General features: G+C 75.5%; 23 protein-coding genes and 2 pseudogenes. 8 read left to right on the top strand and 17 right to left on the bottom strand.

Annotated features, from left to right (window positions below; genetic code table 11):
* Positions 1-73: 73 nt before the first annotated feature.
* Positions 74-970: a LysR family transcriptional regulator gene (locus tag FHX36_RS04235; protein ID WP_110554134.1), complete on the bottom strand. Its 897-nt coding sequence runs from the start codon at positions 968-970 to the stop codon at positions 74-76.
* 70 nt (positions 971-1,040) lie between these two features.
* Between FHX36_RS04235 and FHX36_RS22620 the strand changes: the two genes are divergently transcribed.
* Together FHX36_RS22620 and FHX36_RS04225 are read left to right on the top strand one after the other, a co-directional pair.
* Entirely contained in the window at positions 1,041-1,964 is a 924-nt protein-coding gene (locus FHX36_RS22620; protein WP_221202762.1) for an EamA family transporter, read from the top strand.
* A gap of 92 nt (positions 1,965-2,056) precedes the next feature.
* Complete coding sequence (locus FHX36_RS04225; protein WP_181428793.1) at positions 2,057-2,200, top strand: hypothetical protein; 144 nt, start codon at positions 2,057-2,059, stop codon at positions 2,198-2,200.
* A gap of 17 nt (positions 2,201-2,217) precedes the next feature.
* Here FHX36_RS04225 and FHX36_RS04220 read toward each other — a convergent pair whose 3' ends face one another.
* Both FHX36_RS04220 and FHX36_RS04215 read right to left on the bottom strand, forming a co-directional pair.
* On the bottom strand, positions 2,218-3,303 hold the full coding sequence (locus FHX36_RS04220; RefSeq protein ID WP_181428792.1) for a lysylphosphatidylglycerol synthase transmembrane domain-containing protein: 1,086 nt from the start codon (positions 3,301-3,303) through the stop codon (positions 2,218-2,220).
* Complete coding sequence (locus tag FHX36_RS04215) at positions 3,300-3,761, bottom strand: flavodoxin family protein (RefSeq protein ID WP_110552593.1); 462 nt, start codon at positions 3,759-3,761, stop codon at positions 3,300-3,302. Before FHX36_RS04215 ends, FHX36_RS04220 begins: the two co-directional genes overlap by 4 nt.
* Positions 3,762-3,801: 40 nt before the next feature.
* Here FHX36_RS04215 and FHX36_RS04210 point away from each other — a divergent pair, with 40 nt between their 5' ends.
* A complete protein-coding gene (locus FHX36_RS04210; protein WP_110552590.1) occupies positions 3,802-5,334 on the top strand; it encodes an ATP-dependent DNA ligase in 1,533 nt (510 codons plus the stop codon).
* A 13-nt stretch (positions 5,335-5,347) separates the two neighbouring features.
* Here the strand turns inward: FHX36_RS04210 and FHX36_RS04205 are convergent, their stop codons facing one another.
* Positions 5,348-5,935: a hypothetical protein gene (locus FHX36_RS04205; protein ID WP_110552589.1), complete on the bottom strand. Its 588-nt coding sequence runs from the start codon at positions 5,933-5,935 to the stop codon at positions 5,348-5,350.
* Between the two features lie 152 nt (positions 5,936-6,087).
* On the opposite strand from FHX36_RS04205, the gene FHX36_RS04200 reads away from it, so the two are divergent.
* Positions 6,088-6,228, top strand: a complete 141-nt coding sequence (locus FHX36_RS04200; protein ID WP_181428791.1) for a hypothetical protein — start codon at positions 6,088-6,090, stop codon at positions 6,226-6,228.
* 171 nt (positions 6,229-6,399) lie between these two features.
* On the opposite strand, the gene FHX36_RS04195 is transcribed toward FHX36_RS04200, so the two are convergent.
* The gene (locus FHX36_RS04195) at positions 6,400-7,944 is read right to left on the bottom strand and encodes an HNH endonuclease signature motif containing protein (protein ID WP_110552588.1); all 1,545 of its coding nucleotides are present in this window, start codon (positions 7,942-7,944) and stop codon (positions 6,400-6,402) included.
* 72 nt (positions 7,945-8,016) lie between these two features.
* On the opposite strand from FHX36_RS04195, the gene FHX36_RS04190 reads away from it, so the two are divergent.
* Both FHX36_RS04190 and FHX36_RS04185 read left to right on the top strand, forming a co-directional pair.
* Positions 8,017-8,502, top strand: a complete 486-nt coding sequence (locus FHX36_RS04190) for a hypothetical protein (protein ID WP_110552587.1) — start codon at positions 8,017-8,019, stop codon at positions 8,500-8,502.
* Between the two features lie 69 nt (positions 8,503-8,571).
* Positions 8,572-9,159: a dihydrofolate reductase family protein gene (locus tag FHX36_RS04185; RefSeq protein WP_110552592.1), complete on the top strand. Its 588-nt coding sequence runs from the start codon at positions 8,572-8,574 to the stop codon at positions 9,157-9,159.
* Between the two features lie 9 nt (positions 9,160-9,168).
* Here the strand turns inward: FHX36_RS04185 and FHX36_RS04180 are convergent, their stop codons facing one another.
* The 3 genes from FHX36_RS04180 to FHX36_RS04170 form a co-directional block, all read right to left on the bottom strand.
* Entirely contained in the window at positions 9,169-10,197 is a 1,029-nt protein-coding gene (locus tag FHX36_RS04180) for an LLM class flavin-dependent oxidoreductase (RefSeq protein WP_110552586.1), read from the bottom strand.
* Positions 10,198-10,278: 81 nt separating this feature from the next.
* A complete protein-coding gene (locus tag FHX36_RS04175; protein WP_110552585.1) occupies positions 10,279-10,899 on the bottom strand; it encodes an SRPBCC family protein in 621 nt (206 codons plus the stop codon).
* On the bottom strand, positions 10,896-11,267 hold the full coding sequence (locus FHX36_RS04170; RefSeq protein ID WP_110552584.1) for an ArsR/SmtB family transcription factor: 372 nt from the start codon (positions 11,265-11,267) through the stop codon (positions 10,896-10,898). Before FHX36_RS04170 ends, FHX36_RS04175 begins: the two co-directional genes overlap by 4 nt.
* 80 nt (positions 11,268-11,347) lie before the next feature.
* On the opposite strand from FHX36_RS04170, the gene FHX36_RS04165 reads away from it, so the two are divergent.
* Positions 11,348-12,616, top strand: a complete 1,269-nt coding sequence (locus FHX36_RS04165; RefSeq protein ID WP_258372774.1) for a D-arabinono-1,4-lactone oxidase — start codon at positions 11,348-11,350, stop codon at positions 12,614-12,616.
* A 6-nt stretch (positions 12,617-12,622) separates the two neighbouring features.
* On the opposite strand, the gene FHX36_RS04160 is transcribed toward FHX36_RS04165, so the two are convergent.
* The 9 genes and pseudogenes from FHX36_RS04160 to FHX36_RS04125 all read right to left on the bottom strand — a co-directional run bounded on the left by FHX36_RS04160 (position 12,623) and on the right by FHX36_RS04125 (position 22,770).
* Positions 12,623-14,269 (bottom strand): LuxR C-terminal-related transcriptional regulator, encoded by a 1,647-nt coding sequence (locus FHX36_RS04160; RefSeq protein WP_183513518.1) that lies wholly within the window; start codon positions 14,267-14,269, stop codon positions 12,623-12,625.
* A 47-nt stretch (positions 14,270-14,316) separates the two neighbouring features.
* On the bottom strand, positions 14,317-15,141 hold the full coding sequence (locus FHX36_RS04155; protein WP_110552679.1) for a class I SAM-dependent methyltransferase: 825 nt from the start codon (positions 15,139-15,141) through the stop codon (positions 14,317-14,319).
* Between the two features lie 119 nt (positions 15,142-15,260).
* Positions 15,261-16,268: a sugar phosphate isomerase/epimerase family protein gene (locus FHX36_RS04150; protein ID WP_110552680.1), complete on the bottom strand. Its 1,008-nt coding sequence runs from the start codon at positions 16,266-16,268 to the stop codon at positions 15,261-15,263.
* Positions 16,268-17,461, bottom strand: coding sequence for a Gfo/Idh/MocA family protein (locus FHX36_RS04145; RefSeq protein ID WP_110552681.1), 1,194 nt, complete (start codon positions 17,459-17,461; stop codon positions 16,268-16,270). The genes FHX36_RS04150 and FHX36_RS04145 overlap by 1 nt, the downstream gene beginning before the upstream one ends.
* A gap of 62 nt (positions 17,462-17,523) precedes the next feature.
* Complete coding sequence (locus FHX36_RS04140; RefSeq protein ID WP_110552682.1) at positions 17,524-18,582, bottom strand: substrate-binding domain-containing protein; 1,059 nt, start codon at positions 18,580-18,582, stop codon at positions 17,524-17,526.
* A 149-nt stretch (positions 18,583-18,731) separates the two neighbouring features.
* The gene (locus tag FHX36_RS04135; RefSeq protein ID WP_258372797.1) at positions 18,732-19,883 is read right to left on the bottom strand and encodes an ABC transporter permease; all 1,152 of its coding nucleotides are present in this window, start codon (positions 19,881-19,883) and stop codon (positions 18,732-18,734) included.
* A pseudogene (locus FHX36_RS24125) lies at positions 19,880-20,575 on the bottom strand (ATP-binding cassette domain-containing protein); the annotation flags it as partial. The pseudogene FHX36_RS24125 and the gene FHX36_RS04135, both read right to left, overlap by 4 nt.
* Positions 20,576-20,962: 387 nt before the next feature.
* Positions 20,963-21,391, bottom strand: a pseudogene (locus FHX36_RS24120) (ATP-binding cassette domain-containing protein); the annotation flags it as partial.
* 191 nt (positions 21,392-21,582) lie between these two features.
* Positions 21,583-22,770 (bottom strand): ROK family transcriptional regulator, encoded by a 1,188-nt coding sequence (locus FHX36_RS04125; RefSeq protein WP_110552683.1) that lies wholly within the window; start codon positions 22,768-22,770, stop codon positions 21,583-21,585.
* Positions 22,771-22,913: 143 nt separating this feature from the next.
* Here FHX36_RS04125 and pnuC point away from each other — a divergent pair, with 143 nt between their 5' ends.
* Positions 22,914-23,585 carry a nicotinamide riboside transporter PnuC gene (pnuC, locus tag FHX36_RS04120; RefSeq protein WP_110552684.1) on the top strand — a complete coding sequence of 224 codons (672 nt, stop codon included), beginning with the start codon at positions 22,914-22,916 and terminating at the stop codon, positions 23,583-23,585.
* Positions 23,586-23,592 lie beyond the last annotated feature (7 nt).

Raw genomic sequence — 23,592 nt, 5'->3', positions numbered from 1 at the left:
GCGGGCCGGCGCCCCGTGGCCGCCGGGGCGGTCATGATCACCGCCGAGCGCACCGTACACAGGTGAGGCTCACCTAACCAAGGGTGCCCTTACTCATCGCCCCGGACGGCGACCGCTCACCGGCGTACTGGGCGGTGACCAGGGCGCGCAGCGCCGCCAGGCCCTCCGGCGGGCTGTCCGCCCACCAGGTCAGCTGCACCGCCACCGGCGGGGCGTCCCGGACCGGCCGGTAGACGACGCCGGGGCGGGGGTGCTGCGCCGCCGTGGCCCCGGCGGTCATGCCGACCGCCTGCCCGGCGGCGATCACGGTGAGCCACTCGTCGACGCCGCGCACGGACCGGGTCGCGGGCGGCGTAGGGAGCGAGCCCCAGAGCTCGTCGGTGGTGGAGCCGGTCAGCCGGTCGACCGCGAGCGTCCGCCCGTGCAGGTCGGCGAGGCGCAGGCTGCGCCGGCGGGCCAGCGGGTCGTCGGCGGCCACGGCGGCGTAGCGCCGCTCCTCCCCCACCACCGCGCTGCGCAGCCGGCGGTCGTCGACCGGGCGGCGCAGCACGCTGACGTCGGCGAGGCCCTCGGCCAGCCCGGCGGTCGGGGTGACCGACTGGACGAAGACGAGCGTCGTGCCGGGACGGGCCCGGGACCACGCCCGCTGCACCGCGACCGTGTGCCGGCCCAGCGCCGCCCAGGCGAAGCCGATCCGGAGCTCCCCGCGGTCCTGGCCGGCGGTGCGCCGCATGGCGGCGACCTCCTCCAGCACCCGCCGGGCGTGCGCCGCGACGCGCTCCCCGACCGGGGTGAGGGCCACCGCCCGGGTGGTCCGCTGCAGCACCCGCGCCCCGAGCGCGCGCTCGAGCGCGACGACGGTGCGCGACACCGACGCCTGGGACACGCCCAGCAGAGACGCCGCCCCGGTGAACGTGCCCGCCTCGACCACCGCCAGCAGCGCGCGCAGCTGGCGCACCTCGGGATCCATACGGCAAGCGTATCGACGGTGCCGCCGCCGGCATTTCCCTCGCGCCGCTGACGTGCCGATACTCGACCAGGTGCCCGCCGAACCCCGTCCCCTGCGCGGGGTGACCACGATGCTGGGCAGTGCGCTGAGCAACCAGGTGGGCGCTGCAGTGGGGGCGCACGCCTTCGGGGCGATCGGCCCGCCGGGCGTCGTCGCGGTGCGCCAGGTCGTCGCGGCGGCGGTGCTGCTGCCGGTCGCCCGCCCGCCGCTGCGCCGGATGACCTGGCCGCAGTGGTGGCCGGTGCTGCTGCTCGCCGTGGTGTTCGGCTGCATGAACCTGGCGCTGTACACCGCCATCGACCGCATCGGCCTGGGCCTGGCCGTCACCCTGGAGTTCCTCGGTCCGCTCGGCGTCGCGCTGGCCGCGTCCCGCTCGCGGCGCGACCTGCTGATCGCCGCGGCGGTGGCGGCCGGCGTCTACGTGCTGGTGCTGCCCGGCCCCTCGAGCGACGGGTGGGGCATCGCCGTCGGGATGGCCGGCGGCGCCTGCTGGGCGGCCTACATCGTGCTGAACCGGGTCGCCGGCGCGCGGCTGCCCGGGGTGCAGGCGCCCGCGGTCGCCGCCGGGCTGTGCGCGCTGGCCTACGCCCCGGTGCTGGTGCTGCTGGCCGTGCAGGGCCGGCTGACCGCGGCGGCGCTCGGGTTCTCCGTCGTCGCCGGCGTGCTGTCCTCCGTCGTCCCGTACGCCGCCGACCTCACCGCGCTGCGCTACGTGCCGCCCCGGTCCTTCGGCGTCTTCATGAGCGTCCACCCGGTGCTGGCCGCGGTGGTCGGCCTGGTGCTGCTGGGGCAGGTGCTCGACCTGCACGAGTGGGTCGGCATCGCGGTGGTCGTGCTGGCCAACGCCGCGGCGGTGGCCCTGCCGCGGCGCGGGTCAGCCGGGTCCGCGGTCGAGCAGGTCGGCCAGCTGGAGCCGGCCGGCCTGCTCCCGGCCCGGGACGACGGTGCCGCTTGACGAACGGCCACTCCGAGAGGACGGTTTGATTTACGGACTGACGACGCCGGGAGGACGTCGCAGGGACCGTCGGATGAGATGGAGGACCCGTCATGACCAGCCTGCACACCGCATTGCGCCGGCACCGGGAGCTGCGCGCCCACCTCCGCGACGACCGGGCGATCGAGCGCGCCGTGGCCGCCGCACCGACCCTCGAGTCGGCCCACGAGATCGCCGCGCTGGCCGCCCGCCGCTGATCCCGCGGCGGTTCGGTTCAGCCGGCGTCCGCGGCCGGCTCGCTGCGCAGCCGGCCGCGGCCGGGGGTGGCCAGCAGGAACACCGCGCCGATCGCCACGAGCAGCCAGAGGCTGACCAGCCGGTAGACCAGCACCGCGGGCACGGCCTGGCTGGCGGGCAGCCCGCTGGCCACCAGCGCCGAGGCCAGCGCGGCCTCCACGACGCCGATGCCGCCGGGGGTCAGCCGCGCGGAGGAGACCAGCGCGCCGGCCGCCCAGACCAGCACCAGGCCCTGCCACGGCACCGGGGCGCCGACCGCCACCAGGGCCAGCGCGAGGCACCCGGCGTCCAGCACCCAGTTGGCCAGCGCCAGCACGCCGGTGCCGGCGGCGGCCGGGAGGCGCAGCCGGAACGAGCCGAGCGAGGTGAGCAGGTCCTCGACCTTCTCCTCGACCGGGCCGGTGCGCAACGCCGGGACCCAGCGGCCCAGCAGCCGGGCCACCCGGCTGACCACCCGGACCAGCCCGGCGCGGGTCCGGGCGTGCCGGAAGGCCAGCACGATGCCCAGCACCGGCAGGACGCCGGCCGCCGTCGCGACGAACGCACCCAGCGCGCCGGCGACCGACCCGGTCATGGCGGAGCCGAAGGCGAGCACCAGGGCCAGGCTGGCGGTGGAGGCGATGCCGGAGACCGCCAGCGCCCAGCCGACCAGGGCGGCGCTGTTGCCCAGCGCGTGCATCCGCCGGTAGGTGTAGGCGGTGCTGGCGGCCGCGCCGGCGAAGGGCAGCGACGCGGAGATGGTGTTGCCGGCGTAGAGGGTGCTGGTGGCCGCGGCGAGCCCGACGTCCCCGCCGCCGGCGCGGAGCAGGACCCGCAGCTGCTGGACCAGGCACTGCATCGACACCAGCTGGACGACGGCGGCCAGCAGCACCCAGCCCCAGGCCACCCCGACCAGGCCGTCCCACCACTCGGCGATGCGGTGCCGGAACACCACGACCAGCACCACCACGGCCAGCACGCCGGCGGCCCGCAGCAGCACCTGCAGGCGGCCGCGGCGGCGCGGCGCGGCGGGGGTCAACGGCGGCGCCGGGGGCACGTGCTCCGCCGTCCCGTCGCCGCTCACGCCCCCATGCTCCCCTGCCCGAGCCCGACGGCGACGGTGGCCGCCAGCTCGCGCACCGCCTCCAGGTCCGCGGGGCCGGGCGCGCCGGTGAGGCTGAGCGGTGCGGCGACCTGCCTCCAGCGCAGCGCACCGGTGATCCGCTGGACGCTGGTCAGCGCGCCTGCGGTGTCGTCGTTGCCGTGCACGTAGACGCCGTAGGGCAGGCCGGCGGTGGCGTCCAGGCACGGGTGGTAGACGGTGTCGAAGAAGTGCTTGAGCGCACCGGACATGTAGCCGATGTTGGCCGGGGTGCCGAGCAGCACGCCGTCGGCGGCCAGCACGTCGGCCGCCCCCGCCGACAGCGCGGGCCGCACGGTCAGCTCGACGTCGTCCACCAGCGCGGCGCCCTCCCGCACCGCCGCCAGCACCGCCTGCAGGGCGGGCGAGGGGGTGTGGTGGACCACCAGCAGGACGGGCACGCGGCCATCCTCCCAAGCCGGGGGCTGGGAGCATGGCGCCGTGCTCCTCGCCGACGTCCTCGCCGCCTCCGCCGCGGTCACCGCCACCCGGTCCCGGACGGCGAAGGCGCAGGCCATCGCCGAGCTGCTGCGCCGGGCGGACCACGACGAGGTGCAGCCGGTCACCGCCTGGCTCTCCGGCGAGCCGCGCCAGGGCCGGCTCGGGCTGGGCTGGCGGACGCTGTCCCGGCTGACCGGCGACCCGGCGGCCACGCCGTCGCTCACCGTCGGTGCCGTCGACGGGGCGCTCGCCGAGCTGGCCGGGACGTCAGGACCGGGCTCGGCGGCGCGCCGGGACGCCGCCGTCGGCGGGCTGCTGTCGGCGGCGACCGCGGACGAGCAGCAGTTCCTGGTGCGGCTGCTGACCGGTGAGCTGCGGCAGGGCGCGCTGGAGGGCGTCGTGCTGGACGCGGTGGCGACCGCGGCCGACGTGCCGGCCGCGAGCGTGCGCCGGGCGTTCATGCTCTCCGGCCGCCTGCCGGAGACCGCGGCGCTCGCGCTGACCGGCGGCGTGACGGCGCTGGACGCGGTGCGGCTGGAGGTCGGGCGGCCGGTGCGGCCGATGCTGGCCAGCCCGGGGTCGTCGCTGGACGCCGCGCTCGCCGACCTGGGCTCCGACGTCACCGTGGAGTTCAAGCTGGACGGGGCGCGCATCCAGGTGCACCGGGACGGCGACGTCGTCCGGGTGTGGACGCGCACGCTGCGCGAGGTGACCGACGGGGTGCCCGAGCTGGTCGACCGGGTCCGGGCGCTGCCGTGCGAGACGGCGGTGCTGGACGGCGAGACGCTGGCACTGGACGACGACGGACGGCCGCGGCCGTTCCAGGACACGATGAGCCGGTTCGGCAGCGACTCCGCCGACGCGGGCGTGCTGCTGAGCCCGTTCCTGTTCGACGTGCTGCACCTGGACGGCCGGGACCTGCTCGACGAGCCGCTCGCCGTCCGGCTGGACGCGCTGGCCGGGCTGCTCGCCGACGACCGGCACGCGGCCCTGCGGATGCCCGGGGTGCGGCGGCCGTCGCCGGAGGAGGCGGCGGAGGTGCTGGACGGCGCGCTGTCCGCGGGGCACGAGGGCGTGGTGGTGAAGGCGCTGGACGCGCCGTACGCGGCCGGCCGGCGGGGCAGGGCGTGGCAGAAGGTCAAGCCGGTGCACACCCTCGACCTGGTCGTGCTGGGCGCGGAGTGGGGGTACGGGCGGCGGTCCGGGAAGCTGTCGAACATCCACCTGGGCGCCCGTGACCCCGACGGCGGCGAGCCGGTGATGGTCGGCAAGACGTTCAAGGGGATGACCGACGAGCTGCTCGAGTGGCAGACCGCGACGTTCCCCGGGCTGGCGCGGGAGCAGCCGGGGTGGGGCGTGCTGCTGCGGCCGGAGCTGGTGGTCGAGATCGCCCTGGACGGCGCCCAGCGCAGCCCGCGCTACCCGGGCGGCGTGGCGCTGCGGTTCGCCCGGGTGCTGCGCTACCGGCCGGACAAGACGCCGGCCGAGGCGGACTCCCTGGACGCCGTCCGGGCGCTGCTCGCCGGCGGCTGAGCCGGCTGCCGGGTCAGCGGCCGGGCAGCAGGCGCCGGGTGACGCCCTTGAGCGTGGAGCCGGCCCGGTAGGACTGCACCAGCCACGAGTTGCAGACGATGTTGGCCCCGGCGAGCAGCGGGACGACGAACTGGGTGGCCCGCTGGCGGCGCTGCCACGTGGCGATCTCCGGCGGGGTGGCCGGGGTGGGGATGGTCGCGTCCTTGACCTCGAGCAGGTTGCCCTGCCGGTCGGCCTCCTCGGCGAGCTTGCCGATCTTCGCGCCGCTGTAGGCGGAGTAGGCGGTCGCGCCGGCACCGGCGACGGCCAGGCCGGCCTTGATCGCACCGACCCGGGCGAAGCCCTGCTGGAGGGCGACCCGCCGGCCGCCGACCTGGGTCAGCCGGAGGCCGGCGACGAGGGTAGCGGCGATGCCGGCCCACTGGGCGGGGGCGAACCGGCTCCAGGCCGCGCTGGCGACCCGGACGCGGTCGATGCCCTGGGTGAGGTCGGCACCGGACTTGTTCACGCCGGCCACGCCCATCACGGTGCCGCCGAACCAGAGGGCGGAGCCGAGGTCGTGGACGGCCTGGGCCATGTAGTGGTTGTCGCTGTCGGTCATCGGGGGGCCTCGTCGGGTCGGCCGGACGTCCGTGGGCTCGGACCCGGGAGGGCTACCCGTGCGGCGCGGCACATGAACCGTCCGGGTTCCGGGAACAGCTGGTCCGATCGGGCGGGTCCGCGGTGGGCCGGCCCCCGACGAGAGGCGTGTCCATGAGCGAGCCCGAGCAGACCACCGACGTGGAGCAGCGACTGGCCGAGGAGCTCCCGCGGGGCCGGCACCGCGCGCCGTCGGAGGGTGTGCCGCAGGACCTGCCCGACGGCGCGGACGCCGAGGACGGCCACGCCACCTGACGCCTCGCTCCCCCGGTGCCGGGCGACGTGTCGCTGAGTCGACAGAGCGACACTTCGACTCGGTGACACAGGGACACGGCGATTGGGCGACTCGGCAACACGGCGACACGGCGACTCACCGACACGGGCACATGGCGATCAGCCGACACAGCGACTCGGCCACTCGGCGACTCAGAACGGTGGTGGGTCGTCGGCTCCCGGTGATGCGCCGCTGGTGATCAGCGGCTGGTGCATGCCTGGTGGTCTGGTGGTGCGGGTGACGCCGGACGGCGTGATGACGTGCAGCGTGCCGTCGTCGTCCATGACGAAGCGCCAGCCGGGGGCGTGGGTCTTGAGCCGGTGATGCCGGCGGCACAGCGAGCACAGGTTGCTGCAGTCGGTCGGGCCGCCGTCGGCGTGGGCGACGACGTGGTCCGCGTCGGTCCACCGCGCCGGCCGGCGGCAGCCCGGGTGCCGGCAGGACCGGTCGCGGGCGGCGAGGAACCGGCGCTGGGCCGGGCTGGGGGTGTACCGGTCGACCGGCGGTGGCCGGTCCAGCACCGCGCAGCCACACTCATCGTCGGGGTGATCCATGCAGCCGCGGCGGGCCAGCCGCTCCAACTCCCGGCGGGTCACCGTGGCCCGCAGCGCCCCGGTGACCGGGTCGGTGAGGTCGATGCCCAGGCTGCCCCCGGTCGGGGCCTGCAGCCCGCCGGGGCACAGCGCGTCCAGACGTTCCAGCAGGTCGCGGAGCTGCCTGGCGGTGATCGGCGTCCCGTCGACGCTGGCCGCGTCGGTGTCGCCGGGCTGGTCGGGCAACGGGGCGAGCAGGGTCAGGTGGGCGGTGACCGGCTCCCGGGAGGTGTCCCACGGGCGCAGCACCAGATCGGCCAGCACCTGGGCGCGCAGCTGACCGATCGGCCGCGCATCACCGTCGGCCTTGGCCATCCGCGCGTAGCAGTCCAGCGTCTCCCGGCAGGCCGCGGCGACCGCTGCGGGCAGGGTCGCGGTGAACTCGGCCATCCCGTCGGGCAGCGACCGCACCGTGACGTCCGCCGCCCGCTCGGCCCGCTTGCGGCGCCGGTCGGCCGCGGCCTCGTCGACCGCAATCAGGGCGGCGACGACCCGGTCCTGCAGCCGGCACGGGGTCTCCCCCGCCCGCGCCCACGCCAGCGCCCGGGCCTCCACCTCGGCCACCACCGCCGGCTCCACCGCACCGCCGGCCTCCACCGACTGCCCACCGAGGGCCTTGACGATCGCGGTCGCCCGCGGCGGGTCGATCAACCCGTCAGCCAGGGCGCCCCAGGTCGAGGGCAGTTCGTGCACCAGCACCAGCGACCGCTCGGCCAGCACCGTGGCCGCCGTCCGGGAGATGCCCTTGACCAGCGCCAGCTCGTCGGCGAAGAACTCGCTGACCCCGACCGGGACGCGCTCCGCCGTCCACCCCTCGACCCGGTGCCCCGGCTGGTCGGCGGTCAGGTCGGTCTGCGCCGGCCGACGCGCCGCCATGCTGGCCACCAGCGCCGCCTCGTAGGCCGCCAGCTTCGCGGCGCCCACGGAGACGGCCGACATCTCCCGCGCCCAGGCGGCGTCGTCGAACCCGGCCGGGTCGAGGACGTCGGTCAACCGGGACCGCCGACGGGACACCCCCGACGTCGCCGGTGAGGGCACCGGCTCGGGCGACTCGAGGACAGGCGCGATCGTCAGCGCCACCCCGTACCCCGCCGCCTCGAACACACCCTCAACCTAGAGCGGGGGTACGACAGTTCTGGCTGGTCAGGGACGCACGACCCTCGCCATACTGCCGCCGTGACCAGGCTGCGGTGGCCCGCCCAGCTCCCGCCCGACGACGAGCTGGGCGCCGTCGTCCACGGGCCGGTCGTGCTCGCGCGCTCGCCGGGCATCGCCGCTGGGCTGCGCTGCGTCTTCGCCCACCCCACCGGCCTGCACCTGCCCCTGGTGCTCCGCGCGGAGGGCGTCCAGGCCGAGGCGGCCGGCCGGCGCGCCGGCTGGCGGCCGGGGGACGACCGCGCCGACCGCGACCCCTGGTCCGGTGTCCTGCTGACCGCCGAGCTGGACGGCGCCACCCGCCCCGTCGACCCGGCCGGCCGCACCACGACGGGCTCAGCCGACCACTTTCACCTGCGGGCCGGCTACTGGATCGGAGCCCTGCCCAGCGACGGGCGGCTCCGGCTCACCGTCGGCTGGCCGCAGGCCGGGCTGGCCGAGCACAGCACCGAACTCGAGCTGGGGCCGCTCGACGGACTCGGCGAGCGGGTCCGCCTCCTCCGATGAGTCCGCGGACCGCGCGCGGTCTGACCTGCAGCGGTGGGCACCGGGCCCCGCCCCGACACGGGAGCGACCATGGGCACCGTCGTGTCATCCGCGTCCATGTCCCTGGACGGCTACGTCGCCCACCCCGACGACACCCCCGGAGCATTGTTCGACTGGTACGACAACGGCCCGGTCGAGGTGCGCACCGCCGCGGCCGAGCTGACGTTCCACCTGTCCGAGGCGAGCGCCGCGCACTGGGCTTCCTGGGTCGCCGAACTGGGCGCGCTCGTCGTCGGTCGCCGGCTGTTCGACCTCACCGACGGCTGGGGCGGCAACCACCCGCTGGGCGTACCGGTCGTCGTGGTGACCCACCGGCCACCGAGCGGCTGGGCGCACGCCGGCGACCACACCGAGTTCGCCACCGACGTCGGCGCCGCGGTCGCCCGGGCGCAGCAGATCGCCGGCGACGCCACCGTCGGGGTGGCCGCCGGCACCGTCGGCAGCCAGTGCCTGGACCTGGGCCTGCTCGACGAGGTGTCGATCGACCTGGTCCCGGTCGTGCTCGGCGCCGGCCGGCCCTACGTCACCTGCAGCACCACCCAGGTGCTGCTAGGCGACCCGACCACCACGGTGCAGGGCGACCGGGTCACCCACCTCAGGTTCCCCGTGCGCCGTTGAGAGCGCGGCTCAGGCGTCGGCCACCCGGGGCGCGACCTCGGTGCCCAGCAGCTCGATGCCGCGCAGCAGGTCGGCGTGCGCCAGCCGCGGGTTGGTCATCTGCAGCGAGATCCGGTCGACCCCGCCGAGCTGACCGGAGATCCGCACCAGCTTCTCGGCCACCGTCTCCGGGTCGCCCATGAAGAAGGCGCCGTTCGGGCCGCTGGTGGCGTCGAACTGCCCCCGGGACGGTGGCGCGAAGCCGCGCTCGCGGGAGACCTTGGTGAACATCTCGTGCCAGCCCGGGTAGATCGTGTCCGCCGCGGCCTGGGTGCTCTCCGCGACGAAGCCGAACACGTGCAGCCCCACCTGCAGCGCCTCCGGCGCGTGCCCGGCCTGCGCACCGGCCCGGCGGTACAGGTCGATGAGCGGGCCGAACTGCCGCGGCTCACCACCGATGATCGCCACCATCAGCGGCAGGCCGAGCAGGCCGGCGCGCGCGAACGACTCCGGCGACCCGCCGACGCCGACCCAGATCGGCAGCGGGTCCTGCAGCGGCCGCGGGTAGACGCCCTGCCCGGTCAGCGAGGGCCGGTGCCGCCCGGACCAGGTGACCTCGGTGGACTCCCGGATGCGCAGCAGCAGGTCAAGCTTCTCGGTGAAGAGCGTGTCGTAGTCGGCGAGCGAGAGGCCGAACAGCGGGAAGGCCTCGGTGAACGAGCCGCGCCCGACGACCAGGTCGATCCGGCCCTTGGAGATCAGGTCCAGGGTGGCGAACTCCTGGAACACCCGCACCGGGTCGGCCGCGCTGAGCACGTTGACCGCGCTGCCGAGCCGGATCCGCGAGGTGCGGGCCGCCGCCGCCCCCAGGATGACCGCCGGCGCCGAGTCGTAGTACTCCGGCCGGTGGTGCTCCCCGATCCCGAAGGAGTACAGCCCCGACTCGTCGGCGAGGGCGATCTCCTCGAGCAGGTGCTCCATCCGCTCCTCGGGCCCGATCAGGCGCTCGGTGGAGGGGTCGGTCACCGCGGACACGAAGCTGTCGACACCGACGTGCATGGGGGTCCTCCCGGAGGCTCACCGGCGCCGACGGACCGATTCCGTCAAACGCTCAACCACCAGTGAACCAGACGCCGGGCGTCACCCCACCGCGTCGGGGGCGAACTGCGCCCGGGCGGCGGCGACGGCCCCGTCGACCTCCTCGGGCTGCGCCGTGCCGCTGGCCCGCACCACCTCGGCCCAGGCGTCGATGGTCGCCGCGTTGAACCGGGCGACCTCCGGCGTCCCCTCCCAGGCGGCCGGGTCGCCGACCTCCTCGCCGCGCAGGTGCAGCGCCAGCCCGAGGACGGCGACGTCCCAGCCCGGCCCCACGTACAGCGCACCCGCCCCGCTGCCGGCGAACGCCACCGGCACCGAGTGCTCCAGCGACAGCTCGGTGGCCTCGCCGTCGGGGGTCAGCCGCAGCCGGACGACGCTCTGCGGGCCGCCCCAGGTGACGGTGAACGCGTGCGGGGGGTCGCACTCGGTCACCTCTCCCCCGGCGTTGCCCTCCACCTGGAACGCGCCGCCGACCCGCAGCTCGCCGCTCACCGGCGCGAACCACCGGGCCAGCCGCGCCGGGTCGGTGACGGCGTCCCACACGTCGGCGACCGCCGCGTCGTAGCGCCGGCGGGCGGTGACCGCGATCAGCTCGGCGTCATCGTCCCCCCGACGGACGACGTCCCGGTGCGCGGCGACGATCTCGTCGACCAGGTCTCTCATGTCTCCTCCTCCATGGGCACCGCGGGACCCTCGCCCGCGGTGGTGGGACGGGACCGCTTCCCCCGGGCGAGCTCGGTGGCCAGCGCGTCGAGCCGCTGGTCCCAGAACCTCCGGAAGCCGTCGAGCCAGGCATCGACCTCGCGCAGCGCGGCGGTGTCGACGGCGTAGAGCCGCCGGGTGCCCTCGGCCCGCACCCGGGCGAAGCCGTTCTCCCGCAGCACCTTCAGGTGCTGGGAGGCGGCGGGCTGGGAGATGCCGAACTCGTCGTGCACGACCGCGGCCAGCCGGCCGGCCGGCTGCTCCCCCTCGGCGAGCAGCTCGAGCAGCCGGCGTCGCACCGGGTCCCCGAGGACGTCGAAGGCGTGCACGGCAGCGACTGTATAAGTCGACGCTTATGGAGAGCAACCCCGACGGCGGCACATCGAGCGGTAACGCGGGACACTGGGGCGTGACCGACGTGGCAGTGCAGTGGGCAGGCAACAACTGGGCCGGGAACTACCGGTACGACGCGACGGAGCTGCACCGGCCGCAGAGCCTGGCCGAGCTGCAGGAGCTGGTCGCCGCCACCCCGCGGCTGCGGGCGCTGGGCTCGCGGCACTCGTTCACCGCCATCCCCGACTCCGCCGAGCTGGTCACCCTCGAGGCGATGACCGGCGAGGCGGTCGCGGTCGCCCCCGACCGGCGGACCGTGACCGTCGACGCCGGCCTGCGCTACGGCGAGCTGGCCACCGCGCTGCACCGCGAGAGCCTGGCGCTGCACAACCTGGCCTCGCTGCCGCACATCTCGGTCGCCGGCGCGGTGGCCACGGCCACCCACGGGAGCGGGGTCGGCAACCGCAACCTGGCCGGCGCCGTCGCCGGCCTGGAGCTGGTCACCTCCAGCGGCGAGCTGGTGCGGGCCGCCCGGGGCGACGCCGACTTCGCCGGGATGGTCGTCGGCCTGGGCGCCCTCGGCGTCGTCACCCGGATCACCCTGGAGGTCGAGCCGGAGTTCCAGGTGCAGCAGCGGGTGTTCGACCACCTGCCCTGGGCTGCGCTGTTCGAGCACTTCGACGAGGTCGTCTCCAGCGCGTACAGCGTCAGCCTGTTCACCCTGCTCGGCGGGGACGTCGACATGGTGTGGGTGAAGGCCCGCACCGACGCCGGCCCCGCACCGGTGGGCGAGCTCTTCGGTGCCACCGAGGCCGACGGCGAGCGCCACCCCATCCCGGGCATCGACCCGACGCCGACCACCCCGCAGCTCGCCGAGCCGGGGCTGTGGTCGGACCGGCTGCCGCACTTCCGGATGGGCTTCACGCCCAGCAACGGCGACGAGATCCAGTCCGAGTACCTGCTCCCCCGCGCGAACGCCGTCCCGGCGCTGGAGGCGCTGCTCCGACTGGGGCCCCGGGTGCGGCCGCTGCTGCAGACCTGCGAGATCCGCACCATCGCCGCCGACGACCTCTGGATGAGCACCGCCCACGCCCAGGACTCCGTCGCCTTGCACTTCACCTGGGTCCAGGCGCAGCAGGCCGTCGAGGAGCTGCTGGTCGACCTCGAGGCCGCGCTGCTGCCGCTGGGCGCCCGGCCGCACTGGGGCAAGCTCTTCCTCGCCGACGCCGGCACGCTGGCGCCGCGGTACCCCCACCACGCCGACTTCGTCCGGCTGGTCGAGCGGCTGGACCCGCGCGGGGCCTTCCGCAACGACTGGCTGGAGCGGTACGTCCTCGGCAGCTGAGGCAGGTCAGCCGGCCGGCTGCTGGCGCCGGACGGCCAGCGCCGCGGCCTCGGCCCGGTTCCGGGCGCCCAGCTTGGCCAGGATGTGGCTGACGTGGTGCCCGGCGGTCTTCTCGCTGATCACCAGCGCGCGGGCGATGCCGGCGTTGGACAGCCCCCGGGCGACCAGCGCCAGCACCTCCTCCTCCCGGGCCGACAGACCACCGGGAACCCGGTGGCGGTCGGCGTCGGTGCACTCCCGGAGCACCGCGGCGGCTGCCTCCGCCGCGCGGGCCGCGCCGAGCTCCCGGAACGCGGTGAGCGCCGCGGCGGCCTCGTCCCGCGCGGTCCCGCCGTCCGCCGGGGCGACCGCCCGGGCCAGCGCGAGCCGGGCGAGCGCCGCGTCGAAGGGCATGTGCAGTGCGGTGAAGCCGCGGAGGGCCCGGCGGGCCGGCTCGGCCGCCTCCCCGGCCCGGCCCGCGGCCAGCTCGACGGCGGAGGCGGCGAGCTGCGCCCGCGCCGCCAGCAGCCGGATCCCGGTCGCCTCGCCCAGCGCCGCCAGCTCCGCGGCCGCCCGCCGGGCGCCGGGCAGGTCGGCGAGGGCCAGCCGGGCGTGCACCAGCGGCGAGAGCAGCCCCCCGGTCACGACCGCGTCGTCCGGCGCGGCGCGCAGGCCGCGCTCGAGCAGGGTCACCGCCTGCCGGGGGCGCCCGCCGGCCAGCCGGAGCAGCGCGAGCGCGCGCAGCACGGCGGGGTGCTCCGCCCGGCCGGCCAGCAGCTGCTCGGCGTCGGCCAGCCGGTCCTGCTGCACCCGCAGCTCGGCCAGCGCGGCCACCGTGGGCGCGCTCACCTCCGGCAGGTCCGGTGACCGCGCGGCCAGCGCGTCCTGCAGGGCCTGCTCGGCGGCGGCCCACCGCCCGCCGGCGAGCAGCAGCTCGGCGTGCACAGTCCGGCACGCCCCGAAAAGCGGGGCGATGGCGCGGTCGCGGGCGAAGGCCTCGACGTGCGCGCACCACTCGTCCGCCCGGGTCCACTCGCCGGCCCCGGCGCAGCCCAGCACCAGGTTGCAGTAGGCCTCCCCCAGGGTGTGCACGTCGCGGGCCTGCCCGGCGGTCGCCGCGGCCATCGCCTCCTCCAGCAGCAGCAGGCCCGGCTCGCGCCGCCCGGCGCGCACCTCCGCCCGGCCCAGCAGGCTGATCGCGAGCACCTCGAGGTCGGCGTCCCCGGTCGTGCGGGCGACCGCCAGGGCCGCCGAGGCCGCGGCTGCCTGGTCGGCCACGGTGGCCGCCTGCCGGGCGCGCTCGACCGCGACCCAGCCGTGCCCGGCGCACGGTGCCGCGTCGGCCAGCGCCCGTTCGGCCCGGGCCAGCCAGCCGCGGGCGGCCGCGGCGTGCCCGCCGAGCAGGTGCTGGTGGGCGACCCAGACCGCGCACCGCGCGGCCTCGGCGCACCGGCCGGCCCGCACGTGCTCCTCGAAGGCCTGCTCGCGCAGCGCGATGGCCTCGGCGACCCGGCCGAGGAACCACTGAGCCTGGGCCAGGCCGTCCCGGGCGTCGGCGACGCCGGCGCCTGCGCCCAGGGCAGCGCTGTACGCCGAGCGGGCGGACTCCCAGTCCGCCCGCTCGAGCGCCCGTCTGCCGGTCCGCAGCAGTGCGGCCCCGTCGGCCCGCTGCACCCGCCGAGCGTCCCACGGACCGGGCGCGGTGAGGAGCCCTCCGGCGCTCAGCGCCGGGTGCCCACGGCGAGCAGGTACTCCATCTCGTACCGCGCCGCACCCGGGGTGCCGCGGTCCCACTCGTCGACGAACGCGTCGAGCGCATCGTCGAGCTGCTGCTCGCGCCCGTCCCTGGCCGCGTTGGCCCGCGCCGCGATCGTCGGGCCGTAGCAGCTGGTGAAGTGCCGGGCGAACTCGTGCCGCCCCGGGAACGCGGTGACCTTCAGCGTGCCCCGGTCCAGCGAGCTCCAGTCGACCCGGCCGCCGAACAGCCCCCGCAGGTGCTCCTCGCCGCCCCACAGCGGCGGCGGCTGGGCGCCGGGCGGTGGGGGTGCCATGAACGGCTTCATGGTGGCGAAGAGCTTGCCGATCATGCCCTCCGGCGTCCAGCTGAGCAGGCCGATGCGGCCGCCCGGGCGGCAGACCCGGACCAGCTCGTCGGCCGACTCCTGGTGGTGCGGGGCGAACATGACGCCGATCGCGGACATCACGACGTCGTAGGAGGCGTCGTCGAAGGGCAGGTGCTCGGCGTCGGCCTCGGTCCACTCCAGCTCCAGCCCGGCGGCCTCGGCCCGGCGGCGGCCGTCGGCGAGCAGCTCCGGGGTGAGGTCGCTGGCGGTGACCCGGGCGCCGCGGGCGGCCGCGGGCAGCGCGGCGTTGCCGGTGCCGGCGGCGACGTCGAGCACCCGGTCGCCGGCGGTGACCCCGCAGGCCTCGACGAGCCGGGGCCCGAGCGGGGTCAGGAACGAGTCGACCATCCGGGGGTAGTCCCCCGAGGCCCACATCGCGCGGTGTCGTGCCTTGAGCTCGGTGTCGGTTGCGGTGGCGGTCATCGCCGGTCCTCTCCTCGGTGGTGGTGCTGCCGAGGGTGGCCGCCGCCGAGCGGCCGGCGCATCGGGCGAACTCCCCATCCGGTGCCCGGCGGTCGCCGGGCACCGGATGGGGCGGTCGCTCAGTTGCCGCTGGAGAAGGCCGCGTCGAAGGCGGCGGCCGGTGGGTCGAACGCCAGGCGGCGGACGAACTCCAGCGCCTCGGGGGCGCCGACCAGCCGGTCCATCCCGGCGTCCTCCCACTCCACGGAGATCGGGCCGTCGTAGCCGATGGTGTTCAGCATCCGGAAGCACGCCTCCCACGGGACGTCGCCGTGCCCGGTGGAGACGAAGTCCCAGCCGCGCCGCGGGTCGGCCCAGGGCAGGTGGGAGCCCATCCGGCCGTTGCGCCCGTTGCCGACCTGCTTCTTCGCGTCCTTGCAGTCGACGTGGTAGATCCGGTCCTTGAAGTCCCAGAGGAAGCCGACCGGGTCCAGGTCCTGCCAGACGAAGTGGCTGGGGTCCCAGTTCAGCCCGAACGCCTCGCGGTGGCCGATCGCCTCCAGGGTGCGCACCGTCGTCCAGTAGTCGTAGGCGATCTCCGACGGGTGCACCTCGTGCGCGAACTTCACGCCCACCTCGTCGAAGACGTCGAGCACCGGGTTCCAGCGGGCGGCGAAGTCGGCGTAGCCGTCGGAGATCATCGACTCCGGCGCCGGTGGGAACATCGCGACGGTCTTCCAGATCTTCGACCCGGTGAACCCGACGACGACGTCGACCCCGAGCGCGCGGGCGGCCCGCGCGGTCGCCTTCATCTCCTCGGCGGCCCGCTGCCGCACGCCCTCCGGGTCACCGTCGCCCCACACCCGCGGGTGCACGATGCCGCGGTGCCGCTCGTCGATCGGGTCGTCGCAGACGGCCTGGCCGTTGAGGTGGTTGGAGATCGCGAACACCTGCAGGCCGTGCTGCTCGAGCAGCCCCAGCCGCTCACGCACGTAGGACTCGTCCTCGGCGGCCCGGACGACGTCGAGGTGGTCGCCCCAGCAGGCGATCTCCAGGCCGTCGTAGCCCCAGCCCGCGGCGAGCCGGCAGACCTCCTCGAACGGCAGGTCGGCCCACTGGCCGGTGAACAGCGTGACGGGACGGGGCATCAGTGCACTCCCTCGGTGTCGATGTCGGTCCAGGTGGAGCGGTCGGCGGCGCTGCGCTCGACGGCGTCCAGCACGCGCTGCACCTGCAGCCCGTCGGCGAACGACGGAGTCGGCTGCTCGCCGGCGGCCAGCGCGGTCACCAGGTCGACGACCTGGTGGGTGAAGCCGTGCTCGTAGCCCAGCCCGTGCCCGGCCGGCCACCACGCGGCGACGTAGGGGTGCTCGGGCTCGGTGACGACGATCCGGCGGAAGCCGGCGGTCTCCCCCGGCTCGGCGCCGTCGAAGAACTTCAGCACGTTCATGTCCTCGAAGTCGAAGGCCAGGCTGCCGGCCGACCCGTTGACCTCGATCCGGATCGCGTTCTTGCGGCCCAGCGCGAACCGGGTCGCCTCGAAGGTGGCCAGCGCGCCGCCGGTGAAGCGGCCGAGGAAGACCGCGGCGTCGTCGACGGTGACCTCGCCCATCCCCTCCCCGGCGACCCCGCCGAGCGTGCCGGTGCTCGCCGGCAGCGGGCGCTTGCGGACGAAGGTCTCCAGCACGGCGCTCACCCCGGTCACCGTCTGGCCGGTGATGAACTGGGTGAGGTCGACGATGTGCGCGCCGATGTCGCCCAGCGCGCCCGAGCCCGCCTTCTCCTTCTGCAGCCGCCAGGACAGCGGCGCCGCGGGGTCGGCGATCCAGTCCTGCAGGTACTGCGCGCGGACGTGCCGGATCTGCCCGAGGCGCCCGTCGGCGACCAGCTTGCGGGCCAGCGCCACCGCCGGCACCCGCCGGTAGGTGAAGCCGACCATCGCCCGGACCCCGTGCGCGGCCGCCTTCTCGGCGGCCGCCGTCATCGCCTCGGCCTCGGCGACCGAGTTGGCCAGCGGCTTCTCGCAGAGCACGTGCTTGCCGGCCTCGAGGGCGGCGATCGCCATCTCGGCGTGGGTGTCGCCGGGGGTGCAGATGTCGACCAGGTCGACGTCGTCGCGCTCGACGACGCGGCGCCAGTCGGTCTCGGTGCTCCCCCAGCCCAGCCGGCCCGCCGCAGCGGCGAGCGCGGTGGCGTCCCGCCCGGCCAGCACGGTGAGCTCGGGGCGGAGCGGGAGGTCGAAGAAGTGCGGCGCGGTGCGCCAGGCCTGGGAGTGGGCGGCGCCCATGAAGGCGTAGCCGAGGAGGCCGACGCGCAGCGGCGGCCGTGGTGCAGAGGTCATCGGGACTCCAGGGGTGGTGCCGGGTGCCGCCGCCGGGGAGGCGACGGCACCCGGCGCGCCGGTCAGGACTCGAACGCCGTGTCGATGTACTGGTCGACGTTGTCCTCGGTGACGACCGGGGCGTTGAGCACGATCTGCCGCGGGATCTCCACCTCGACGAGGTCGGACAGCGACTTGTCCTGGGCCAGCAGGCGGGCCAGCCGGACGCCGTCGGCCGCCTGGGTGGACGGGTAGATGACGGTGGCCTTCAGGACCGAGTCACCGGCCTGGATGGCGCGCATCGCGTTTGCGGAGCCGGCGCCGCCGACCATGAAGAACTCGTCGCGGCCGGCGTTCTCGATCGCGGCCAGCACGCCGACGCCCTGGTCGTCGTCGTGGTTCCAGATGGCGTCGATCTGCGGTGCGGCCTGCAGCAGGTTGGACGCCGCCTCCTCACCGGACTCCACGGTGAACTCCGCGGCGACCCGGTTGTCGACGTCCAGGCCGCAGTCGGCCAGCGCGTCGGCGAAGCCCTGGCTGCGGTCCTGGGTCAGCGGCAGCGAGTCGATGCCGGCGATCTCGGCGACCACGGCGTCGGGCTTGTCGCCCAGCTGGGAGCAGACGTAGGTGCCGGCCGAGACGCCCATGCCGTAGTTGTCGCCGAGCACGGTGGCCCGGGCGGCGAACGGGCTGTCGAACTCGCGGTCGACGTTGATGACCGGGATGCCGGCCTCCATCGCCTCCAGCGCGACCGGGGTCAGCGCCGCGCCGTCGAAGGGCAGCAGCACGATCGCGTCGACGCCGTCGTTGATGAAGGTCTCGACCTGGCTGATCTGGGTGCTGACGTCGTTGGTGCCCTCGGCGACCCGCAGCTCCACGTCCTCGTACTTGTCGGCCTCGGCGCGGGCGGCCTCGGTGATGCCGGCCATCCAGCCGTGGTCGGCCGCCGGGGCGGAGAACCCGATGGTGACGGTGTCGCCGGTGTCGTCGTTGGCGCTGACGGCGTTGTTGCCGCCGCCGCCCGAGGACTCGTCGTCGTCGGAGGAGTTGCTGGTGCAGCCCACCACCAGGACGCTGGCTCCGACCAGGCAGACGGTGGTGGACAACAGGCGACGGAACGGCCGCTGCGGCGTTGCAGACATCGGTCTCTCCTTGCATCGAACCGGGCTGGCCGTGCCGGGAGGCAGGGCCAGGAACAGGGGTGTCGGTCGTACGTGCGGGGTGCTGCGCCCCGGCGGCCGCTGGCCGGCGGAGGTGGTTCCGGACGGCGCCCGGGTGGGCGCCGGCCAGGTCAGGGGGCGGTCGGGTCGCCGCCGGGTCCGTCGCCGGCCGGGCCACCGGGCACCGCGGAGCCGCCGGAGGTCGCACCGGCCGGCCCGCCGGAGGTCGCTGACATCGACCGCGGGGTGCGCATCGTGGCCGACCCGGTGACCAGCCGCTGCTGGAGCAGGACGGCGGCGACGATGATCACGCCACGGGCGACCGCCTGCGCGGAGCTGGACAGGTCGTTGAGGGTGAAGACGTTGCCCAGCGTGGTGAAGATCAGCACCCCGAGCACGGTGCCGACGATGGTGCCGCGGCCGCCGATGAGCAGCGTCCCGCCGATGACGACGGCGGCGATGGCGTCGAGCTCGTAGAGGGTGCCGTGGGTGCTGCTGCCGGTCGTCGTCCGGGCCATCAGCAGGACCGCGGCGATGCCGCAGGTGAAGCCGGACAGCACGTACAGCAGCACGGTGTGCCGCTGGACCCGGATGCCGGCCAGCCGGGCGGCCTCGGCGTTGCCGCCGACGGCGAAGGTGCGCCGGCCGAACGTCGTCCGGTTGAGCAGCACCCAGCCGGCGATCGAGACCAGGGCGAAGACGATGACCAGGGTCGGGATGCCGAGCACGTCACCGGAGAAGAACCGGACGAAGTCCCGGTCCTGCACGATCTGGGTGCGCCGGTTGGCGATGATCTCGGCCAGGCCGCGGGCGGCGGCGAGCATCGCCAGCGTGGCGATGAAGGCGACGAGCTTGCCGTAGGCGATCACCACGCCGTTGACCAGCCCGGCCACCGAGCCGACCACCAGCGCGGTGAACACCATGACGATCCAGTGGGTGTCCTCGGCCATCTGCTGGGTCGCCAGCGTGGTCGCCCAGACCGAGGAGAGGGCGACCAGCGCCCCCACCGACAGGTCGATCCCGCCGCCGATGATGACGAAGGTCATCCCGATGCTGACCACGCCGATGACCGAGGCCAGCCGGAGGATCGTCAGCACGTTGTCGATGTCGGCGAACCGGTCGCCGGCGGTGACGACCCCGGCGATGCACAGCAGCACCAGGGCGACCACCAGGCCGAGGTTGCGCCCCACCGGGCCGGCCATCACGCTCTGGCGGGTCCGGGGCGGCCGGGCGGCGGAGGCGCCCCCGGCGGGCTCGGAACTCCGCGTCGTCGTCGAGGTCACGCTGCATCTCCCTGTCCGGCGGCGGGTGCCGCGCCCTGCATCACGAGGTCGAGCACCCGGTGCTCGTCGAGTTCGCCGGCGCCGGCGCTGGCGACGACGGCGCCGTCGGCCACCACCAGCACGTGGTCGGCCAGGCCCAGCACCTCCGGGATCTCGCTGGAGACCACGACCACGGCCACACCGCGGTCGGCCAGCGCGCGGATGAGCGCGTAGATCTCCGAGCGGGCGCCGACGTCGACGCCCCGGGTCGGCTCGTCCAGCAGCAGCACCTGGCAGTCGCGCAGCAGCCAGCGGGCCAGCACGACCTTCTGCTGGTTGCCGCCGGACAGCGTGCGCACCTCCCGGTCGACGTCGACCGGGCGGAGGTCCAGCGCGTCCGCCTGCTCCTGGGCCGCCTGCCGCTCCGCGCCGGCGGACAGGAACCCGCCGCGGGCGAACCGGGCCAGGCTGGAGACGGTGATGTTGCGGTAGATCGGCTCGCCGAGCAGCAGCCCCTGGCTCTTGCGCTCCTCCGGCGCCAGCCCCACCCCGGCGGCGACGGCGGCGGCGACGTCCCCGTGGCGGAGCCGCTTCCCGGCGACGGTGACCGTGCCGGTGGTCGCCTTGCGGGCGCCGAAGACGGTCTCCAGGATCTCCGACCGGCCCGAGCCGACCAGGCCGGCCAGGCCGAGCACCTCGCCCGGGCGGACGGCGAAGGACACCCCGGCGAACCGGCCGGCCAGCGACAGGTCGGCGACCTCGAGCAGCGGGGCCGCACCGGGGTCGGCGAGGGGCCGGCGGGGCGGGAAGACGTACTCGATCGTGCGGCCGGTCATCAGCGTGATGACCTCTCGGGTGCCGGTCTCGCGTGCCGGCAGCCCGGTGGCGACCGTGCGGCCGTCCTTGAGCACGGTGATCCGGTCGCCGACCGAGCGGATCTCCTCCAGCCGGTGGGAGATGTAGACGACGGCGACGCCCTCGGCGGTGAGGTCGCGGATCACCTGGAACAGGTGCTCGACCTCCTCGCCGTCCAGCACCGCCGACGGCTCGTCCATCACGATCAGCCGGGCGTCCTGGGACAGCGCGCGGGCCATGCTCACCATCTGCTGCGAGGCCGCGGAGAGCTGGCCGACCTCGGCGGTGGGCCGGATCTCCGGGTGCCCCAGCCGGGCCAGCAGCTCGGCCGCGGCCCGGTTGGCGTGCGCCGGGCGGGACAGCCCGAACCGGGACCGCTCCCGGCCGAGGAAGACGTTGTCGGCCACGGTGAGCCCGGCGACGAGGTCCAGCTCCTGGTAGATCGTCGCGATGCCGAGGCTCATCGCCGCCTGCGGGTCGCCCAGGGTGACCGGTGCGCCGTCCCAGCTGATCTGCCCGGCGTCGGGCTGGTGGGCACCGGCCAGCACCTTGATCAGCGTCGACTTGCCGGCGCCGTTCTGGCCCAGCAGGCAGTGCACCTCGCCGGCCCGGACGTCGAGGTCGACGCCGTCGAGCGCGCGGACCCCCGGGAACTCCTTGACGATGCCGCGCATCTCCAGCAGCGGCGCCGTCATGCGGTCACTCGGACCATGTCGACCCTCTCCAGACTTTTGCTCAGCACTGAACAGAAGTACGTTGAGGCCGGACACTATGTCCCCCGTCACAAGCGGGTCAAGACGCCGTGGAGCCGTTACCGAACCGCAACCAGCGGCCGGCGAGCGGGGAGCGAGCGGTGGGTCGCGGCTCAGCGCGTGGAGGCGTCGGAGCTGCCGGCGGCGGCCCGGTGCACGGAGTCCTCGTCGAGGTACCCCTCGATGGCCATCAGCGCGGCACCGAGCCGGCCGGAGAGGTCCGGGGCGTCGCTGACGGTGATGTCCAGCGCCCGGGCGGCCAGCGGCAGCGACCGGCCGTAGACGGCCTCGCGGATGCCGGCCAGCAGCGGGTTGCCGGCCTGCGCCACTCCCCCGGTCATCACGATCCGGTGCGGGTTGAAGAAGTTGACCAGGCTGGCCAGCACCGTGCCGATGGTCCGGCCGGCGTCGCGGACCAGCTCCAGCGCCCGCCCGTCGCCGTGCGCGGCCAGCTGGACCAGCTCGCGCGTCGTCGTCACCGGCAGCCCGGCTGCGATCGCGTCCCGCAGCAGGGCGCCACCACCGGCGATCGCCTCGAGGCAGTTCTCGTTGCCGCAGCGGCACACCACGGTCCGGCCGTCCGGCGGGGTCACCGAGATGTGCCCGATGTCGCCCGCGCTGCCCTGCGCCCCGCGGTAGACCTGCCCGTCGACGATGATCCCGCAGCCGATGCCGGTGCCCACCTTGATCACCAGCACGTCCTCGACCGATCCGGCGATGCCCATCTCGCCCAGCGCCATCACGTTGACGTCGTTGTCGGCGTACACGGGGCAGTCGTAGCGGGCGAAGGCGGCCGGGATCGGGTGGTCGTGCCAGCCGGGCATGATCGGCGGGTGCACCGGCCGCCCGGTGGAGAACTCCACCGGGCCGGGCACGCCGACGCCGACGGCGCACACGTCGGCCGGGGTCAGCCCCGCCTCGGCCAGCACCAGCCCGGCCAGCCGGTCGACCTCGGCGAGCACCGGGCCGGGGCCCTCGGCGATGTCGATCGGGTGGCCGACCGTCGCCAGGATCTCCGCGGACAGGTCGGTGACGGCGACGTCGACGCTGGTGACCCCGAGGTCGACGGCGAGCACGCAGCCGGCTCGGCTGTTGAACCGCAGCAGCGTGGGCGGCCGGCCGCCGGTGCTCCAGCCGCGCCCGCCCTCCTCCAGCAGGTTCGCGGCGATGAGCTGGTCGACCCGCGCGCTCACCGTGTTCCGGGACGCCCCGGTCAGCGCGATCAGCTCCGCGCGGCTCCGCGCCCGGCCGGTGCGCACGTGGTGCAGCAGCGCGCTCGCGGAGGCGGAGGGGTGGGCCACCGCGCCATGGTGGCACGCGATCCGGGTGCCCGGTGCCGCGACCGGGCCCGGCTCACCCCTGCGACGCCGGCGGGAAGAACCGGGGCCGCTGCAGCGCTGGCGCCTCCCGGACGATCGGCACGGCGGACGACAGGGGACCCGGGATGGGCTGGCTGCTGGACGCGCACGTGCACGTGCTGGGTGCCGACGTGCTCTGGCGGGAGGTCATCGGCAACGCGATCGGCCTGGCCAGCGCCGTCCTCGGCATGGGCCGGCGGACGGCGGCCTGGCCGGTCGGCATGGTCGCCAACGTGCTGCTGTTCACCGTCTTCCTCGGCGGGGTGTTCGCCACCCCGCAGGACACCGACCTCTACGGGCAGGCCGGCCGCCAGGTGCTGTTCTTCTCGGTGAGCGCCTACGGCTGGTGGCGCTGGCACCGCAACCGGGCCACCGGCGCGGACGCCGCGGCGGTCACCCCGCGCTGGGCGACCGGGCGGGAGCGGCTGGGGCTGCTGCTGGCCACCGCGGCCGGCGTCGCGGTGGCCTGGTGGGCGCTGACCCGGCTGGGCAGCTACGGGCCGCTGGCCGACGCCTGGATCTTCGTCGGCAGCCTGCTCGCCACCTACGGGATGGCGCGCGGGTACCTGGAGTTCTGGCTGGTCTGGGTGGCCGTCGACGCGGTCGGCGTGCCGCTGCTGCTGCGGGCCGGCTACTACCCTTCGGCGCTGCTCTACGTCGTCTACGGCGCCTTCTGCGTGCTGGGCTTCCGCGCCTGGCTTCGGCTGCGCGGCCCCGCCCCGCGGGCCACCGACCCCGCCCTGGAGACCGTCGGCTGACAGCTTG

It is taken from the genome of Modestobacter versicolor (assembly GCF_014195485.1).
GTDB classification, from domain to species: Bacteria; Actinomycetota; Actinomycetes; order Mycobacteriales; family Geodermatophilaceae; genus Modestobacter; species Modestobacter versicolor.
The sequence above is the reverse complement of the archived record's forward strand: the minus strand, read 5'-3'. Positions and strand labels throughout refer to the sequence as shown.

Bases quoted from the DNA above. Each gene is read 5' to 3' on its own strand.
- FHX36_RS04235 (WP_110554134.1), bottom strand. From the start codon at position 970: ATGGATCCCGAGGTGCGCCAGCTGCGCGCGCTGCTGGCGGTGGTCGAG.
- FHX36_RS04225 (WP_181428793.1), top strand. From the start codon at position 2,057: ATGACCAGCCTGCACACCGCATTGCGCCGGCACCGGGAGCTGCGCGCC.
- FHX36_RS04205 (WP_110552589.1), bottom strand. From the start codon at position 5,935: ATGACCGACAGCGACAACCACTACATGGCCCAGGCCGTCCACGACCTC.
- FHX36_RS04200 (WP_181428791.1), top strand. From the start codon at position 6,088: ATGAGCGAGCCCGAGCAGACCACCGACGTGGAGCAGCGACTGGCCGAG.
- FHX36_RS04185 (WP_110552592.1), top strand. From the start codon at position 8,572: ATGGGCACCGTCGTGTCATCCGCGTCCATGTCCCTGGACGGCTACGTC.
- FHX36_RS04180 (WP_110552586.1), bottom strand. From the start codon at position 10,197: ATGCACGTCGGTGTCGACAGCTTCGTGTCCGCGGTGACCGACCCCTCC.
- FHX36_RS04175 (WP_110552585.1), bottom strand. From the start codon at position 10,899: ATGAGAGACCTGGTCGACGAGATCGTCGCCGCGCACCGGGACGTCGTC.
- FHX36_RS04155 (WP_110552679.1), bottom strand. From the start codon at position 15,141: ATGACCGCCACCGCAACCGACACCGAGCTCAAGGCACGACACCGCGCG.
- FHX36_RS04150 (WP_110552680.1), bottom strand. From the start codon at position 16,268: ATGCCCCGTCCCGTCACGCTGTTCACCGGCCAGTGGGCCGACCTGCCG.
- FHX36_RS04145 (WP_110552681.1), bottom strand. From the start codon at position 17,461: ATGACCTCTGCACCACGGCCGCCGCTGCGCGTCGGCCTCCTCGGCTAC.
- FHX36_RS04140 (WP_110552682.1), bottom strand. From the start codon at position 18,582: ATGTCTGCAACGCCGCAGCGGCCGTTCCGTCGCCTGTTGTCCACCACC.
- pnuC (WP_110552684.1), top strand. From the start codon at position 22,914: ATGGGCTGGCTGCTGGACGCGCACGTGCACGTGCTGGGTGCCGACGTG.